A 17,230-nucleotide genomic window follows, 5' to 3' on the forward strand; every position below is an offset into this window, starting at 1 on the left:
CGACGCGCAACGCACTGCGCGAGGCGGGCGCGGAGCGGCCCGAAGCGCGCAGCCGGTTGCGCGGGAGCCGGAGACCGCCTCGGGCGGGGGACCGCGGGGAGCTGCTCGCGGAGTCCGCCGGGCCCGGGCGTTCAGCCCCGGTCGGCCGCGCGGGCGATGTCGAGCTGGGCCCGGTACTTGACCACCGTGCGCCGCGCGACCCGGTGGCCGCGCCGCTCCAGCTCCAGCGCCAGTTCGGCGTCGGTCAGCGGGCGGTCCTCACCGGCGACGATGGCCGCCAGCTCCTCGCGCACACCCGGGGCGGTCGCGAAGAACAGGGCGAAGGGGACCGTCCGGCCCGAGGGCAGCCGGACCGAGCGGTCGCGCACCGCCCGTCCCACGGTGGACTCGTGCAGACCCAGGCGTTCGGCGAGCGCGCTGCGCGTCAGGGGGCGCATCGGGCCGCCGGACAGGACGAAGTCGCTCTGGTGCGCGGCGACGGCCTCGGCCACGGCCCGCATCGTCCACCAGCGGCGGGCGACCCGGTCCAGGAACAGCCGCGCCCGGTCCACGGCCTCGCGGGCCCGCACGGCCCCGCTCGCCGCTTCGGACGCACGGGCGAGCCGGTCGAAGCGCTCGTCCACCCGCAGGAGCACGCGGTCGGCCTCGACGACGCGGGCGGCGAGGACGCCCCCGTCCGCGCTCAGCACCACGTCGGGCACGGTGTACACCACCGGCGCCGCGTGGTCGCGGCCGGCGTCGAGCACGGGGTAGGGGTGCAGGTGCGACCGCAGGAAGTCGCAGGCGGCGGCGACCTCGTCGCGCGAGCGGCCCAGGGCCCGTGCCGCGGCGGCCGCCCCGCCGCGCGCCAGGGCGTCGGCCGCCTCCCCGACCAGGGCCCGCGCCAGCCGGACCGGGGGCGTGTCGTCCAGGGCGGCCAGGTCCAGCAGCAGGTGTTCGCGCAGGCTCGACGCCGCCGCCCCGGGGCAGGTCACCTCGCGCAGGGCGCCGATGACGCCCTCCACCCGCCGCACGTCCACCCCCAGCGCACGGGCGGCCTGCGCGGGAGTGCCGTCCAGGAGGCCGTGCCCGTCCAGCGCGGCCAGGACGTAGCGCGCCACCGGCAGGTCCGCGCCGGGCACCAGCGGCGCCAGGTCGCGCAGCAGGGCCTCGGCGAGCGTGGGGGCGGCGGGCACGAGTTCGCACGAGCCGGTGGAGCGGGCGGGGAGGTCGCCGCCGTCCCCGCGCCGCCGGGCCGGCGCGCAGCACGGGCCCCGGACGACGCCGCCGCACAGCGGGCACGCGGCGTCCTGGCGGTCGAGCGCCGGGTTGGCGTCGAGCTCGGCGGCCACGGCCGACTCGAACGCCGCGCCGTCCAGGGACAGCAGGCGCGCGTAGGCGACCTGCTCCGGCGTGCAGCGCGGCTCCAGGCGCGGCAGGGGCACCTGCCCCAGTACAGGGTGCATGACGGCCTCCCCGTCTCAACCCCGGTCCGGTATCGAGCATCTCACGCGCGGCGCCGGTCCGGCCGCCGGTCCGGCGCGCTCGCGCGGTGCGGTGGGCGGGGCACCGCCCAGCGCGCGGTCCAGCGCCCACGCCTCCAACAGGCCCCGGACCAGGCGGCACTCGTCGGAGGTGCGGATCAGGCCGTCGGCGCGGGCCTGGCCGAGCACGGCGAAGGCCGCCGAGGGCGTCAGAGCCGACGCCGTGCGCGGATCGCGCCGCCACCGCAGCGCCGTCCCGCGCAGCCGGGCCGGAGCGCGCTCGTCCAGCGGCATGGACTCCGCCAGGCTGCGCCCGCCCAGAGCGGGGGAGCGGTGCTCGACCAGGAGCTCCACCAGCTCCGGCAGGGTCGCCAGCAGGCGGTCGAAGCCGGCCCGGCCCGGGTCGGCGGGGTAGAGCGCGGTCCAGGCGCGGCCCAGCCGCCGCCACTGCGGGTGCGGGTACAGGCGCGCGCCGATGGAGGCGCTCAACAGGACCCGCACCCACGGTGCCGGGTGGGGACCGTCCGGGGACACCCGGTACACGAACGCCCGCGGCAGGCTCACGACCTGGATCAGGCCCAGGGTGGCGCACACGCCCACGTTCGCCACCGCCCAGAAGTCGGGGACGACCTCGCCCAGCCAGCGCTGCCACAGATCCCAGGCCGCGCGGTCCCGCACCGGGGCCCGCGCCCGCCGCCGCGCCACCTCGTCGCCCACGGACGCGCGCAGGTCGAGCAGGGCGGCGCCCTGGTGGCCGACCTCGTGCATCAGCGACGACGCGATCCCGGTGCCGACCATGCGCTCGCGCGGCACGCGGACGATCGCCACCGGGTTGGGCGGCCCTCCCGGCAGACGGGTGCGGGCCCGGCGGATCGCCGCACCCGGCCCCCGGTCCAGGTAGCACACGACCTCGGGCACGCGCCCGGCCCGGCCCTCCGCCAGGGGAGCGGCGGCGCGCAGCCCGTCCGCCGCGGCGGCGTCGAGCCCGGCCAGCCACACCCCCGTCCCGTGCTCGCTGCGCTGGGTGACGACGTCGGCGAACAGGTCGAACTGCGACAGCAGGTCGTTGAACTCCAGCCGCAGCAGGACGAAGGCCCGCTGGGCACGGGCGGGATCGGCCCCGTCGGCGGCGGACCGCAACCGGTGCAGGAAGAGCCCGACGCGCCGCAGCAGCAGCCGCCGGCCGCGGGCCAGGAAGCGCTCGATCTCCAGCAGGGCGCCGGCCGGCGGGGCCGCGGCGGGGACCATGGTCTCGTGCAGGGCGAAGGGCCGCACGAGCGCGACCCGGTCCAGCAGGGACGCGGCCTCCGACTCCAGCAGGTCGAAGGGCGGCCCCAGGGGCGTACCGCCCGGAGCCGCGCCCGCGGCCGTCGATCGGTCCAGGTCCTCCATCGTCGCCTCCCGGGTCCGTCGGCGCGGGCCCGCCCTGCCGGGGCGAGGGCCCTCGCCCCCGCTCCTGCAGGATCCGTGCCACGGCCCCGGAAGAGCACCGGTCGTCCCCGTTCCCGTTCCCGACGACCGTCACCGACGCGCAGGCGCACGGTGTGCCGTCCGCCGGGCGGCACGGTTCACTCCTCGGGCAGACCCAGGGCCCGCTCCACCCCGGCGCGCACGGTCGCCGAGAGCAGGTCCACCTTGTAGCCGGTGGCGGGCAGCGGGTCGCACAGGTCGGCCAGCGCCGCCAGCGCGGCGTCCACGCCCTCGTCCGGCGCCGTCCCGGGCACCGCGCCGACCAGTGCCTGCGCCACTCCCGGCAGGAGCAGCGGCGTGCGGGCCACCCCGCCCACGGCCACCGAGGCCGAGGAGACCGGGCCCGTGCCCTCGTCCTCGCACACCAACCGCACGGCCACCTCGACCAGCGGCCACTCGGCGCGGGAGCGCCCCGTCGCGCGCAGGTAGGCGGCGCGCTCCCCGGGGGCGGGGACCGGCAGCGCCACCGACACCAGCACCTCCCGCGAGCCCAGGACGTGGTCGCGGGTCGGGTCCGCGCCGTCGTAGAGCGAGGCCACCGGAACGTCCCGCTCCCGCCCGCCGGCGACCCGTACCGAGGCGCCGTACGCCAGCAGCGCCACCGCCAGGGAGGACGGGTGCGGGGCCGCGCACGGCCCCTGGTCCACGACCACCCCGTAGAGGTGGTCCCCGGACCGGGCCGGACACGAGTCCCCGCCCGTCTGGAAGCAGTCGAAGGCCGGGTTGCGCAGGTACCAGCAGCGGTTGCGCTGGAGCAGGTTGCCGCCCACGGTGGCGGTGCCCCGCACCTGCGGTGTGGCCAGCGCGGCGGCGGTCATGGCCAGGGCGGGATAGGCGTCGGCCAGCAGCGGGTCGCCGCCGAGCTCGGCGATCCTGGTCAGCGCGCCCACGCGCGCCGACCCGTCGGCGGCCCACGCCACCCCCCGCAGGTCGGCCACACCCGTCAGGTCCACCACCGGGGCGGGCCCGACCACCCCGGCGGCCAGGCACGCGGTCAGATCGGTGCCCCCGGCGCGCGGGCGGGCGCCCGTGCCGTCGAGCCGGGCCAGGGCGGCCCCCAGGTCCGTCGGTCGGGTGATGGTCATCGCAGGCCCCTGATCAGTCGGTCCGGTCGGATGGGCAGCTCGTGCGGGCGCACGCCGGTGGCGTCGCGGACGGCGTTGCCGAGTGCGGCGGCCACGCCCACGACCGACACCTCGCCCAGGCCGACGCCGCCGCCCCGGGCGTGCTCGAACCCCTCCTGGTGGAAGTACACCTCGGTCTCGGGCACGTCGCCCATCCCGGGGATCCGGTAGTCCTCCATGTTGTCGGTGAGCACGACACCGGTGGCCGGGTCGTCGCGGCGTTCCTCGAACAGGGCGTAGCCGACCCCCTGGACCACCGCGCCCTCGCACTGGTTGCGCGCCAGCCGCTCGGAGTAGACGCGTCCGGCGGCGATCCCCGCCCAGCAGCGGGTGGGCCGCACCCGTCCGAGCAGGGTGTCGACCTCGACCTCCATGACGTGGACGGCGCCGGTGAGCCCGCGGCCCAGCGCGAGGTCGTCCATGTCCGGGCTCAGGTGCCCCCAGCGGTCCGCCCGGCGCTCGCCGACCACCCGCACGCCCTCGGCGCCGGTCAGCGCCTCCTTCAGGGCGCGTTCGGGGATCGGCCCGGCGGCGGGCACGTCCGGGGCGTGCTCGCGCAGGGCGGCGCGCATCCGGTCGGCGGCCTCGGCGGCGGCCGGGCCCATCGAGGTGGTGGTGCGGCTGCCGTAGGAGCCCGTGCCGTGCACCGAGGAGCTGTGCCCGATCTCCACGCGCAGCGCCGAGGCGGGCACGCCGAGCCGGTCGGCGACCACGTCGCTGAGCACGGAGCGGATGCCGGTGCCCAGGTCCTGCGTGGCCGAGCGCGCCACCAGCGCGCCGTCCTCCACGGACAGCTCCACCTTGGCCCGGGGCGCGAGCAGGTACATCCAGTTGGCGGCGGCCACCCCCACGCCTCGGCGGAACCGGCCGGTGCGCCCGCCGCGCGGCCGGGAGCGCCACAGGTCGATCCGGGCGGCCTTCTCGTACAGGGCCCGGCGCTTGGGGTTGCCGTCCCAGCGGGCGCGCAGGGCCAGGGGGTCCTCGCCCAGGCGCAGCGCCATCTCGTCCACGGCCTGTTCCAGGGCCCAGGCCATCGGCGGCCCGCCGGGGCCGCGCATCGGCTTGCCCGGCGGCCGGTGGGTGACCACGTCGAAGTCGCGCACCCGGCGGGGCGAGCGCCCGTACATCAGGAACGCGAGCGTGGCCGCGTTGGACCCGGTCGACACGCCGCCGTCGCCGTAGGAGTCCACGGTCATCGCGGACAGGCGGCCCTCGCCGTCGGCCAGCAGGGCCACCCGGGTGCGGGTGCCGGGCCGGTGCCCGGCGTCGGTCAGCTCCTCGGCGCGGTCCAGGGATACGCGCACCGGGGCGCCCGCGGCACGGGAGAGCTCCACCGCGGCCACCACGTCCGTGCTCAGGCCGTTCTTGCCGCCGAAGCCGCCGCCGACGAACTCGGTGACCACGTGCACTCGTTCGCGGGGCAGTTCCCACCGCGCGGCGGCGCGGTCGGCCACCTGGACCACCGCCTGGGTGGACACGCGCAGGCGCAGGTCGCCGTCCTCCCACGAGGCCACGCACACGTGCGGCTCCAGCGGGCTGTGCACCTGGGTGGCGGTGGTGTACTCCTGGGCCACCAGGAGCGGGTCCTCGCGGTCGGTGGCGGTGCGCAGGCGGCGGACGGCGGTGCCCCCGCGCCAGCTCACGGTGCTGGGGCCGCGTGTGTTGCCGTTCCAGCGCCCGGGCGGTGTGGGCCCCTCGGAGTAGCTGGGGGCGGCACGCTGCTCGGCCCGCGTGGGATAGACGACGGGCGCGCCGGGGGCCTGGGCGGCGTCGGTGTCCAGCACGGCGGGCAGCGGGTCGTAGCCGACCGAGACCGCGGCCGCCGCCGCGCGGGCCCCGTCCGCGGTGGGCGCGGCCACCGCGGCGATCGGCTGGCCGACGTAGCGGACGGTGCGGTCGGAGCCGAGCAGGTCGATCAGGACCGGCACGGCCTCCCCGGCGTCCCCGGCGGGCGCGGACCGGCCGGTGCCGGACGTGTGCGCGTCGGAGGCGCGTGCGCCGCCGGGGTCGACCGAGAGCACGCGTGCGTGCGCGTGCGCCGAGCGCACGACCACGCCCTCCCAGGTGCCCTCGGGGATCCGGTCGGCGGTGAACTCGGCGCGGCCGGTGACCTTGTCGAAGGCGTCGATCCGGGGCGGGTCCTCGTCGGAGGGCTCGTCGAAGGCGCCCGCGCAGGCGTCGGCCACGGCGGCGAAGATGCCCTCGTAGGCGCCGCACCGGCACAGGTGCCCGGCCATGGCGTCGGCGATGGCGTCGCGGTCGGGCCGGGTGTCACCGTGCTCGGCGCGCCAGGTGTCGACGAAGGCGGAGGCCTCCACGACGAAGCCGGGGGTGCAGTAGCCGCACTGCATGGCGTCGTGGGCGGCGAACGCCCGCTGGGCCGGGTGGTCGCCGCCGAGCCCTTCGACGGTGGTGACCGAGCGCCCGGCGAGGCCGTCGGCGGGCAGGAGGCAGGAGACGGTGGGGGAGCCGTCGACCAGGATGGTGCAGGCGCCGCACACGCCCGTCCCGCAGGCGACCTTCGTGCCGGTCAGGCCGAGCCGGTCGCGCAGGTGCTCGGCGGCCGTGCCGCCGGGTCCGTCGGGTGCCGGGCAGGAGGAGCCGTTGACTTCCACGTCCATGTGGGTCCGTCCCATTGCTGCGAAGTTGACACTGACAACTTATGGGCGGCCGCGGGTGCTGTCAACGAGCGTGCCGGATCTTCGGGCGCCGGACCACCGCTCCACGGGGGTTCTGTGCGTATCTCCGTACCGGGGGCGGACGCTTGGGAGGATCCGTGCCGCGGTGCCGCCCCCCACGGGCGGCGCGCACCGCCGCACGGACTCGTCCCACGCGAGGTGAAGATCTACATCGTCAAGGTGGCGCTCACGCTCCGGGATTGTGGTCCAGCACGAGATCGGTCAGCTCCTCGCTGGGGAAGTCCATCACCACCACGCCCGTGCGGTGGGCGTCGGACGAGCGCAGGAACTCCACGGCGCGGTCGTTGACGCCCCGCAGTCCCAGGGCGCCCCAGGCCACCTCGCGGGGGTTGGCCCACGGCGCCCCGCTGCCGCTCAGGTGGTTGACGTAGAGCGTGTCGGCGGGCCCCGAGGCGGCGGCCCCGAAGTGCGACCGCGCGCTCTCCCACTTGGCCGGGATGTCGAAGAGCGTGGGCACCCGGTAGTCGTCCTGGACGTCGAGCGCACCGGCGTTCCAGCGCACGCCGTAGTCCCGGCCGGCCGCGAAGTCCTGCACGACCACCACGCGCCCCCGGACCTCGCCCAGGGCGGGCACGCGGTTCCCGCCCTGCTCGGGCGGCACCCACAGGTGGTCGGCGAGCAGGTCGCGGGTGTCGGGGTCGTGCTCGATGTAGTGGTCCAGGGTCTGCTCGTAGGTGCGGGTGTTGCCCTCCTCGGTGTGCTCCTTCTTCATGCGCATCAGCACGGTCTCGCCGGGGTGGCCGGCGAGGAAGGCGGCCACGTCGCGCACCACGTCGGTGAAGTTCAGGTGCAGGTACTCCGCGCCGTGGTGGATGGTGAACGCGTCCTGGAAGTGGCGCGTGCGCACGTCCAGGAAGCGCACGCCCGAGGCCAGCTGGCCGGTCAGGGTCAGGTCCTGGGTCCGCGACCACACGCTGCCGGTCCAGGCCCCGCTGTCGTGGGTGCCGGGCAGGGACAGCGACGTCAGCGCGGTGGAGTCCGGGAGCGGCGCCATCCACGCCGCGCGATCGACGGAGACGGCCGAGGCCGAGGCGGGCGGGGGAGCGCTCACGAGGGCGAACGCGGCGGTGAGCGCCGAGCCCAGCACGGCTCGGCGGCGGGGGGAGTGGTGCACGGGGGTCCTCCACCGGTGGGGGCGGGCGGGCCCCGGGCAGGGACCGCCCCGACTGCCGACCACCCTGCCACGCGGCGCCCGCCGTGCCATCCCCCGCAACGGGGACCCGGAGCGGTTCGCCCGTCGGCCGCGCTCCGCCGAGAACGCGCGCTAGAACTCGCCGCCGTGGGTCGTGGTGACCTCGCCGCCCTCGGGGGCGGTCGTGCCCTGGGTCCCGGCGCCGTCGCCGTTCGCTCCGTCGTCCTCTCCGCCGCCGGTGCCGTCATCGTCGTCGGTGCCCTGGCCGTCATCGCCGGTGCCGTCACCCGTGCCGTCGCCCGTGCCGGGGTCGCCGGTGGGATCGTCGCAGGACTCGGGGTCGTACTCGCACACGTCCGGTTCGGTCTCGGCGCACCCCTCGGCGTGCGGATCGGTGGCGCAGTCCGTCACGGGCGGGGTCCACTCCGGTTCGTGGGTCTCCTCCTCCACGACCGGTGTGTCCGACGGGTCCTCCACGGTGTCCACCGGAACCCCCGGCTCCGGCGATCCGCTGGGCTCGTCGGTGACGGTGTCCACGGGAGAGCCGGAGGGGGTCGAACCGGTCGGCACCACCGAACCGGGCGTGCCCCGCTCGTAGGACCACAGCAGCACCGCCGCCAGGACCCCCAGCACGGCCACCATGCCCGCGGTCACGAGCGCGGGCCTCGTGCGCCGCCGGTCCGAGCGGCGGCCCCCCGCGGGCGGCCCGGGCCGCGGCCTCAGCGTCCGCGTCGTCGGGACCCCGATCCGGGCCGTGGGCGCCACACCGCCCGGGGCGGGGAAGCCGCCGTGCTCGGTCGGGACCTCGTCGGGGCTCCAGCGGTCGCCGGAGCCCGCACCGGGCGCCTCCGGGCCGCCGGAGCCGGGGCCGTCGGACCCGTGCCCCCCGGTTCCCGGGCCGCCGGAACCCGGGCCGTGCCCGCCGGAGCCGGCGCCGCCGGAACCGTGTCCCGCGGGTCCAGCCGTGCCGGAACCCTCACTCCCGAACCCCGTGTTCGCGGGCCCTCCTGTCCCGGAACCCTCGCTCCCGAAGGGGGTGTGCGCATGTCCTTCCGACCCCGAACCCTCGCTCCCGAACCCCGTGTGCGCGGGCCCTTCCGACCCCGAGCGCTCACTTCCGAAGGCGGTGTGCGCGTGCCCTCCGGTGGGGTGTTCCGCCGTCCCGGCGGGCCCGGCTCCGGCGCCCGACGCCCCCGACCCCTCGGGCCCGGCCGCGCCCGAACCCCAGGTCCCCTGGGGCGTGGCGCCCGCGTCGCCCGGCATCCCGGGCCCCGCCGCCGGACCGGCCCCCGCGCCGCCCCCGGACGCCGAGTCCATCGTCCCCTTCGTGCCCGCCGCGTCCGCGAACGGGACCCAGGGCCCCACCCGGATGCGCGCGGTGCCCTGGTCCACGGCCGTGGACGCCTGCTCCAGCACCGCCGTCCGCTCCACCGGAGCGGCCACCGCCGACGCGCGCCCGATCAGCCGGTCCAGCACCTCCACAGCGCTCGGCCGCGCCGCCGGGTCCTTGTCCAGGCAGCGGCCCAGCACCGGCAGCAGCCGCTCGGGCACGCCCTCCAGGTCCGGCTCGCTGGTCAGCACCCGGTCGATGACCGCCATGGTGTTCTCACCCGGGAAGGCGTGCCGTCCGGTGGCGGCGAAGACCATGACGGCCGCCCACGAGAACATGTCGCCGGCCGAGGCCGCGGGCAGGCCCTGGATCTGCTCGGGCGCCATGTAGGCGGGCGTGCCGGCGACCGTCGTGGTCTGCTGCGTGGCGTCGGTGAAGCGCGCGATGCCGAAGTCGATCACCCGGGGCCCGTCCGGCCCCAGGATGACGTTGCCGGGCTTGAGGTCGCGGTGCACGACCCCCGCCTCGTGCACGGCGGCCAGCGCCGTGACGGTCGCGATCGCCAGCCGGTCCAGGGCCGCCCCCGTGCGCGGGCCCTCGTCCATCACCGCCGAGCGCAGGGTCGGTCCGGGCACGTACTCGCTCGCGATGTAGGGCACGTCCGCGTCCATGTCGGCGTCCAGCACCGCCGCGGTGCAGAACGGGGCGACCGTGCGCGCCGCGGCCAGCTCCCGGGCGAAGCGCGCCCGCTGGCGCCCGTCCTCGCCCCACAGCCCGGTCAGCACCTTGACCGCGGCGGGTGAGCCGTCCTCGGCGTGCCCCAGGTACACGGTGCCCTGCCCGCCGGCGTCGATGCGGGCGGCCAGGGCGTAGGGGCCGATGGCGGTCGGGTCGGAAGGGGTCAGGGGAGTGGTCATGGCGTGCGCCCTGTCTGCGGGGTATCGCTGGTCGGGTTCTTCCTCTGTCACTGTGACGTGGCCCGCGGCGCCGGAGATCCTTGCTGGGAGGTAACAGTCCCCTTACTTTTTCCGGACACAAGGGGAGGCCGGTCCACACATGTGTGCGAACCGGCCTCCGGGTCCCCTGCCCGTCGCGCCCCTGGGGGAGGGCGCGGTCAGAGCCCCAGGGCGTGCATCGCGAAGTGGAAGGCGAACACGGCCGAGAGCAGCCACATCAGCCAGCCGACCTCGGCGAAGCGGCCCTGGGCGGACTTGACCAGCGTGTAGGCGATGATCCCGATCCCGATACCGCTGGCGATGTCATAGGTGAACGGCATCATCGCGATGGTCAGGAACGCCGGGATCGCGATGGAGATGTCCGACCAGTCGATCTCGCGGATGTGCATCATCATCATGGCGCCCACCAGCACCATCGCCACCGACGCCGCCTGCGCGGGCACGATGCCGAACACCGGCGCGAAGAAGATCGCGGCGAGGAAGAACAGCCCCGTCACCACGCTCGCCAGACCCGTCCGGGCGCCCTCGCTCACTCCCGCGGTGGACTCCACGAACACCAGGGTGGCCGAGGAGCTGGTCAGGCCGCCCGTCACGGCGCCCGCGCCGTCGGTGACCAGGATCTGGTTCACCCGCGGCATCTGCCCGTTCTCGCCCGCGATGTTGGCCTTGGTGCCGATGGCCAGGATCGTGCCCAGCGCGTCGAAGAACCCGGCCAGCACGAGCGTGAACAGGATGACCCCGGCCGTCGTCACGCCCGCCGAGGTCCAGGCCCCGAACATGTCCACCTGGAACAGCAGGCCGAAGTCGGGGGCCGCGACAGGGTTGCCGGGCAGGCTCGGGCTGCCGCTGCCCCACGCCTGGTCGTCGAGCCCCGCGGCGTAGTGGACGACGATCGCGAACACGGTGGCGCCCACGATCCCGTAGAAGATCGCGCCCGGCACCCGGCGGACCAGCAGGACGCTGGCCAGTACCAGGCCCGCCACGAACACCAGGATCGGCCAGCCGTCGAGGTGGCCTCCGCCGCCCGCGGCGCCGAGCTGGAGCAGGCCGCCCTCGCCGGCGCTGACGAACCCGGCGTTGGACAGGCCGATCAGCGACACGAACAGGCCGATGCCCACGCCGATCGCCATCTTGAGGTTGTGGGGGAGCGCGTTCATCACCGCGGTGCGCACACCGGTCACCACCATCAGGATGATGGCGATGCCCTGCCAGACCACCAGGCCCATCACCTCGGGCCAGCTCATCACGGGCGCCGCCTGGTAGGCGACCACCGCCATGACGCCCAGGGCGGCGGCGCAGGCGATCGGCGCGCGCCCCACCACGCCCATCATGATCGTGACGAGCCCGGCGGCCAGCGCGGTCATGGTGGTCAGCTGTGCGGGGGAGAGGAAGTCCCCGTTGGCGTCGGGGACGCCGCCGAGGATGATCGGGTTCAGGACGATGATGTACGCCATCGCCATGAAGGTGGTGAGGCCGCCGCGGATCTCGCGGCCGACGGTGGATCCGCGCTCACTGATGAAGAAGAAGCGGTCGAGCCAGGATCGAGCCGGTGCGGTGGGCGCCTCGGGCGCCACACCGTCCTTGGTACTGGTCATGTCCCCTCCTGGAGGGAGATGAGCATGGCGAAGCTCGCCATGTGTGGGGGGATGACTACGGAACGTAGCCACGTATGCATAGGCGCAGGACCACGCTGTCCTGCCGGGCACCCGCCCCGGTGCCGAGGGCGCCGGCGGAGCCGGGGCGGGCGGTTCAGGTGTGGCGGGGGCGGCGGAGCGGTCCGCCGCCCCCACCCGGGGCGCGTCCGGTGGAGGCGCCCTACAGGTCGATACCGACGATGTCCTCCGGGCGCACCGGCGCGTGCGTCAGCGCGCGTCCGGTGGCGTCGCGGACCGCCGCCACGATCGCCGGGGTCGACGACAGGGTCGGCGGCTCACCCGCGCCGCGCAGCCCGTAGGGCGCGTGCGGGTCGGGGTGCTCCAGCACCTCGATGCGCATCGGCGGGGTGTCCAGGATCGTCGGGATCAGGTAGTCGGTGAAGGACGGGTTGCGGATCTCGCTGTCCTTGACCTGGATCTCCTCCATCAGCGCCAGGCCCAGGCCCTGGGTCGAGGCGCCCTGGATCTGGCCGGCCAGCTGCTGCGGGTGCAGCACCTTGCCCACGTCCTGGACCGCGTCCAGGGCCACGACCTTGACCAGGCCCAGCTCCACGTCCACGTCCACCACCGCGCGGTGGACGCACATCCCGAACTGGGTGTGCGAGGACCCCTGGCCCAGGACCGGGTCGATCATCTCCGTGGGGCGGTGGTGGTGCTCGCGGGTCTCCTCCACGACCGTGCCGCCGCTCGCGGACTCGCCCAGCAGGTCGGCCAGCGACGTCAGCACGCCGTCGGCCGCCGAGACCAGCTTGCCGCCCGCCAGGGACAGGTCCGCGTCGTCGCGGTCGGCCGGGACCACACCGCGTTCACGGGCGATCGCGAACACCGACGCGCGCACGGCCTCGCAGGCCATCTTCACCGCGCCGCCGGTCATGTACGACTGGCGGGAGGCGGAGGAGGACCCGGCCGAGCCCACCCGGGTGTCGGACGGGTTGATGGCCACGTTCTCCACACCGAGTTCGGTGCGGGCGATCTGGCCCTTGACGGTGACCAGGCCCTGGCCGACCTCGGCGGCGGCGGTGTGCACGAGCACGTTCGGCTCGCCGGCCACGATCTCCAGCCGCACCCGCGCCGTGGAGTAGTCGTCGAAGCCCTCCGAGAAGCACAGGTTCTTCAGGCCCACGCCGTAGCCCACACCGCGCACGACGCCCTCGCCGTGCGTGGTCCCGGCCACGCCGCCCGGCAGGGTGCGCAGGTCGGAGGGGTCGGGCAGCTCCGAGCGGTCGACGGGCATCGGCAGGTCCCGGGCGCGCTGGAGCATGTCCGCCATCGGCAGCGGGCTGTGCAGCTCCTGGCCCGTGATGATCCGCGAACCCTGCGACATGGCGTTCTTGATCCGCAGGTCCACCGGGTGCATGCCCAGCTTCTCGGCGAGCTTGTCCATCTGCGACTCGTAGCCGAAGCACGCCTGGACCGCGCCGAACCCGCGCATCGCCCCGCACGGCGGGTTCGTGGTGTACACCCCGTAGGCGTCCACCAGCACGTGGGGCACCTCGTAGGGGCCGATGCCCAGCGAGGAGGCCACACCCACCACGGCGGGCGTCGCCGAGGCGTAGGCGCCGCCGTCCACGATGATCTCCAGCGTGGCGTACAGCAGGGTGCCGTCGGCCTTGGCGCCGTGCTCGAACCGCATCTTGGCCGGGTGCCGGTGCACGTGGCCGTAGAAGGACTCCTCGCGGTTGTACACGATCTTGACGGGCTTGCCGGTGCGCAGCGCGAGCATGGCGCCGTGGATCTGCATCGACAGGTCCTCGCGGCCGCCGAAGGCCCCGCCGACCCCCGCCATGGTCATGCGCACCTTGTCCTCGGGCAGGCCCAGGCAGGGCACGATCTGCCAGAGGTCGCTGTGCAGCCACTGGGTGGCGACGTACAGGTGCACGCCGCCGTCCTCCTCGGGCACGGCCAGGCCGGACTCGGGACCCAGGAACGCCTGGTCCTGCATGCCGACCTCGTACTCGGTCTCCACGACCGCGTCGGCCCGCGCGCGCAGGGCGTCCAGCACCTCGCGCTCGCGCTCCTTCTCCCCGGCCACGTCCCGGAACCCGCCGGTGCGGATGGGCTGGTAGCGCACCCGGTTGCCGGACTGGTGGTACTCCTCGTGGATCTTGAGGGTGCCCTCCTCGTGGACCAGCGGGTACTCGGGGTCCAGGGCGGCCCGGCGCGAGTCGCTGACCGGGGGCAGGACCTCGTAGTCGACCTTGATCCGCTCCAGGGCGCGGCGCGCGGTCTCGGGGTGGTCGGCGGCCACCAGGGCCACCGGCTCGCCCTTGTAGCGCACCTTGCCGAAGGCCAGCACGGGCTGGTCCTTGTACTCCAGGCCGTAGCGCTTGGCGCCCGGGACGTCCTCGTGCGTGAGCACGGTCTCCACGCCCGGGACCTTGAGCGCCTCGGTGATGTCGATGCCCAGGATCCTCGCGTGCGGGTGGGGGCTGCGCAGGGTCATCCCCCACAGCATGTCCTCCATCCACATGTCCGAGGAGTAGGCGAACTCCCCGGTCACCTTGAGCGTGCCGTCGGGGCGGCGCGGGCTCGACCCCAGGCCGTCCCTGGTGGTACTGGACAGGTCCGTGACGGTCGGGGCGGTCGTCGTGGCCATCAGCGGTTCACCTCCTGGAGCAGGGCGCGGTGCGCGGCCCGGCCGCGCGCGGCGGCGGTGTCGGCGGACAGAGTGCGAAGCTCCCCGCGGTCGACGACGGTACGGCCGCCGACCAGCAGGCGCTCCAGGGGCGGCGTGGGGCCGAAGACCGTCGCCACCACCGGGTCGTCGATCACGTCGTAGCCGAACCCGTCCACCCGCCACAGGGCGATGTCGGCGAGCTTGCCGACGGTGAGCGAGCCGAGTTCGGCGTCACGGCCCAGCACCCGGGCGCCGCCCAGGGTGGCCATGTGCAGGGCCTGGCGGGCGCTGAGCGCCTGCGGGCCCCTGCGGGCGCGCGCCATCAGCAGCGCCTGGTGCATCTCCCCGGCCAGCGGGGTCAGCTCGCTGGAGGCCGGGCCGTCCACGCCCAGGCCCACGTGCGCGCCCGCCTCCAGCAGTTCCGTGGTGCGGCAGATGCCCGCGCCCAGACGGGCGTTGGAGGTGGGGCAGTGTGCGATACCGGTTCCGGTGGCCGCGATCCGTGCGATGGCGGCGTCGGACAGGTGCACCGCGTGCGCGAACCACACGTCCGCGCCCAGCCAGCCGAGCTTCTCGGCGTACTCGACCGGGGTGCACCCGAACTCGGCCAGGCACTTCTCCTCCTCGTCGAGCGTCTCGGCGAGGTGGGTGTGCAGGCGCACGCCCTTGGCGCGGGCCAGTTCGGCCGCGCCGACCATCAGCTCCCGGCTCACCGAGAACGGCGAGCAGGGCGCCACGGACACGCGCGTCATCGCGTCGGAGGCGGCGTCGTGGTGGGCGTCGATGGCGGCGCCGGTGGCCCCCAGCGCCTCGTCCAGGCTCTCCACGACGCTGTCCGGCGGCAGGCCGCCGGAGCTGTGGCCCCGGTCCATCGACCCGCGGGCCAGGTCCAGGCGGATGCCGACCTCGCGGGCGGCGGCCACCTCGGCGGCGACGATGTCGCCCCGGCCCGAGGGGAAGATGTAGTGGTGGTCGGAGGCGGTGGTGCACCCCGACAGCGCCAGGTGGCTCATCCCCGCCGACGTCGTGTTCCCCACGACCTCCGCGTCCAGGCGGTGCCAGATCTCGTACGAACCCACCAGCCACTCGAAGAGGGTCCCATCGGCGAACAGCCCCTGGGTGGCCCACTGGTAGAGGTGGTTGTGCGTGTTGACCAGGCCAGGCGTGGCCAGGCAGCCGCGGCCGTCGACCTTGCGGGCGCCCGGGATCTCGGGGGCCGGGCCGGGCCCGACGGCCCCGATGCGGCCGTCGCGCACCACGATGTGGCCCTGGGGGTACTCCCCGCCGTCCACGGTCACGACGTGGGCGCCCTCGATGACGGTCACGTCACTCATGTGCGGCTCCGCTCTCGGCCCGGCGGCCGGCGGCCAGGCGCACGGCGTCCAGGATCTTCTCGTAGCCGGTGCAGCGGCACAGGTTCCCGGCCAGAGCCTCGCGGATCTCGGCGTCGTCGGGGGCGCCCTTGCCCGCGCCCACGGTGCGCTCCAGCAGGTCGTCGGTCTGCACGAGCAGCCCCGGCGTGCAGAAGCCGCACTGGACGGCGCCGGCCTCGACGAACGCGTCCTGGACGGTGCCCAGGGTGCGGTCCGAACCCTTGCCGGGCTCCTCGGCCAGACCCTCGACCGTGCGTACCGCGCGGCCCTCGGCCTGCCCGGCGGCGATCATGCACGAACACGCCGTCACACCGTCGAAGTAGACGGTGCACGAGCCGCACTCGCCCTGCTCGCAGGCGTTCTTGCTGCCCGGCAGGCCCAGGCGCTCGCGCAGCACGTACAGCAGGCTCTCGCCCGGCCACACGTTCTCGGCGGTCATGTCCTCGCCGTTGACGTTGACGTTCACGCGCATCGCGTGACTCCCTTCCGGTACTCGGTGGCCGACCAGGTCAGCGCGCGACGCGCCATCACGGCCATGGAGTGGGTGCGGTACTGCGCGGTGCCGCGCTGGTCGTCGATGGGGCGGGTGACCGAGGCCACCAGCTCGCCGAAGCGCCGCACGAGGCTCTCCGACGGCAGGGTCGCGCCCTCCCAGTCGAACTCGGCGGCCAGGAACTCCTCGGCCTCCTCGGCGCGGATGGGGGTCGGGGCCACCGAGCCCAGACCCGTGCCCACGGTGCGCTTCTCCGCGTCCAGGGCCAGGCTGAAGGCGGCCACGGAGATGACCATGGCGTTGCGGGTGCCGATCTTGGCGAACTGCTGCGGGCCCTTGGGCTCGGGCAGCAGGACGGCCGTGATCAGCTCGTCGTCCTGGCGGGCGGTCGTGCGCAGGGAGAGGTAGAACTCCCGGGCGGGGACCCGCCGGCGGCCGCGGACCGAGGCCAGTTCGATCACGGCGTCGGTGGCGAGCAGGGGAGGGTGGGCGTCCCCCGCGGGCGAGGCGCCGCCCAGGTTGCCGCCCACGGAGCCGCGGTTGCGGATCTGCGGGGAGGCCACGGTGCGCGAGGCCTTCGCCAGAGCGGGAGCGCTCCGCGACAGGTGCTCGACGATCTTGGTGTAGGGCACACCCGCGCCCAGGCGGGTGTGGTCGCCGTCGGTGCCCCACTCGCCCAGTTCGGGCACGCGGGCCAGGTCGATCAGGGTCGACGGGCGCCGTTTGTCGAAGTTGAGTTCCACCATGACGTCGGTTCCGCCCATGATGGGGACCCCGTCAGGGTGGGCGCTCTTGGCCTCAAGCGCCTCCTCCAGTGTGGAGGGACTCAGGAATTCCATGCTTGTCCTCGTTGCTCGCCAGGTCGGGTCGGTCAGCGGTCGGGTTAGGCAACTCCTCGGTAAATCCGGTACTGCTGTG

At 75.2% G+C, this 17,230-nt stretch carries 11 protein-coding genes; all 11 read right to left on the minus strand.

Annotated features, from left to right (window positions below):
* Window positions 1-131: 131 nt before the first annotated feature.
* The gene (locus ADL05_RS28050) at window positions 132-1,445 is read right to left on the minus strand and encodes a hypothetical protein (protein ID WP_053620026.1); all 1,314 of its coding nucleotides are present in this window, start codon (window positions 1,443-1,445) and stop codon (window positions 132-134) included.
* 15 nt (window positions 1,446-1,460) lie between these two features.
* Window positions 1,461-2,855 (minus strand): hypothetical protein, encoded by a 1,395-nt coding sequence (locus ADL05_RS28055; protein ID WP_156366088.1) that lies wholly within the window; start codon window positions 2,853-2,855, stop codon window positions 1,461-1,463.
* A gap of 176 nt (window positions 2,856-3,031) precedes the next feature.
* Window positions 3,032-4,018, minus strand: coding sequence for a xanthine dehydrogenase family protein subunit M (locus ADL05_RS28060; protein WP_053620027.1), 987 nt, complete (start codon window positions 4,016-4,018; stop codon window positions 3,032-3,034).
* Window positions 4,015-6,678, minus strand: a complete 2,664-nt coding sequence (locus ADL05_RS28065) for a molybdopterin-dependent oxidoreductase (protein ID WP_053620028.1) — start codon at window positions 6,676-6,678, stop codon at window positions 4,015-4,017. Before ADL05_RS28065 ends, ADL05_RS28060 begins: the two co-directional genes overlap by 4 nt.
* A 244-nt stretch (window positions 6,679-6,922) precedes the next feature.
* A complete protein-coding gene (locus ADL05_RS28070) occupies window positions 6,923-7,870 on the minus strand; it encodes a phosphatidylinositol-specific phospholipase C (RefSeq protein WP_053620029.1) in 948 nt (315 codons plus the stop codon).
* Window positions 7,871-8,020: 150 nt separating this feature from the next.
* Window positions 8,021-10,135, minus strand: a complete 2,115-nt coding sequence (locus ADL05_RS32060) for a serine/threonine-protein kinase (RefSeq protein ID WP_053620030.1) — start codon at window positions 10,133-10,135, stop codon at window positions 8,021-8,023.
* Between the two features lie 197 nt (window positions 10,136-10,332).
* Window positions 10,333-11,769 carry an NCS2 family permease gene (locus ADL05_RS28080; protein WP_053620031.1) on the minus strand — a complete coding sequence of 479 codons (1,437 nt, stop codon included), beginning with the start codon at window positions 11,767-11,769 and terminating at the stop codon, window positions 10,333-10,335.
* 220 nt (window positions 11,770-11,989) lie between these two features.
* Window positions 11,990-14,425, minus strand: coding sequence for a xanthine dehydrogenase family protein molybdopterin-binding subunit (locus ADL05_RS28085; RefSeq protein ID WP_053620032.1), 2,436 nt, complete (start codon window positions 14,423-14,425; stop codon window positions 11,990-11,992).
* Window positions 14,425-15,780 carry an 8-oxoguanine deaminase gene (locus ADL05_RS28090; RefSeq protein WP_053620033.1) on the minus strand — a complete coding sequence of 452 codons (1,356 nt, stop codon included), beginning with the start codon at window positions 15,778-15,780 and terminating at the stop codon, window positions 14,425-14,427. The genes ADL05_RS28085 and ADL05_RS28090 overlap by 1 nt, the downstream gene beginning before the upstream one ends.
* Window positions 15,773-16,291: a (2Fe-2S)-binding protein gene (locus tag ADL05_RS28095; RefSeq protein ID WP_053620034.1), complete on the minus strand. Its 519-nt coding sequence runs from the start codon at window positions 16,289-16,291 to the stop codon at window positions 15,773-15,775. The genes ADL05_RS28090 and ADL05_RS28095 overlap by 8 nt, the downstream gene beginning before the upstream one ends.
* Window positions 16,282-17,151, minus strand: coding sequence for a xanthine dehydrogenase family protein subunit M (locus ADL05_RS28100; protein ID WP_053620035.1), 870 nt, complete (start codon window positions 17,149-17,151; stop codon window positions 16,282-16,284). The genes ADL05_RS28095 and ADL05_RS28100 overlap by 10 nt, the downstream gene beginning before the upstream one ends.
* Window positions 17,152-17,230: the final 79 nt, after the last annotated feature.

This window comes from Nocardiopsis sp. NRRL B-16309 (assembly GCF_001279585.1).
GTDB lineage: Bacteria > Actinomycetota > Actinomycetes > Streptosporangiales > Streptosporangiaceae > Nocardiopsis.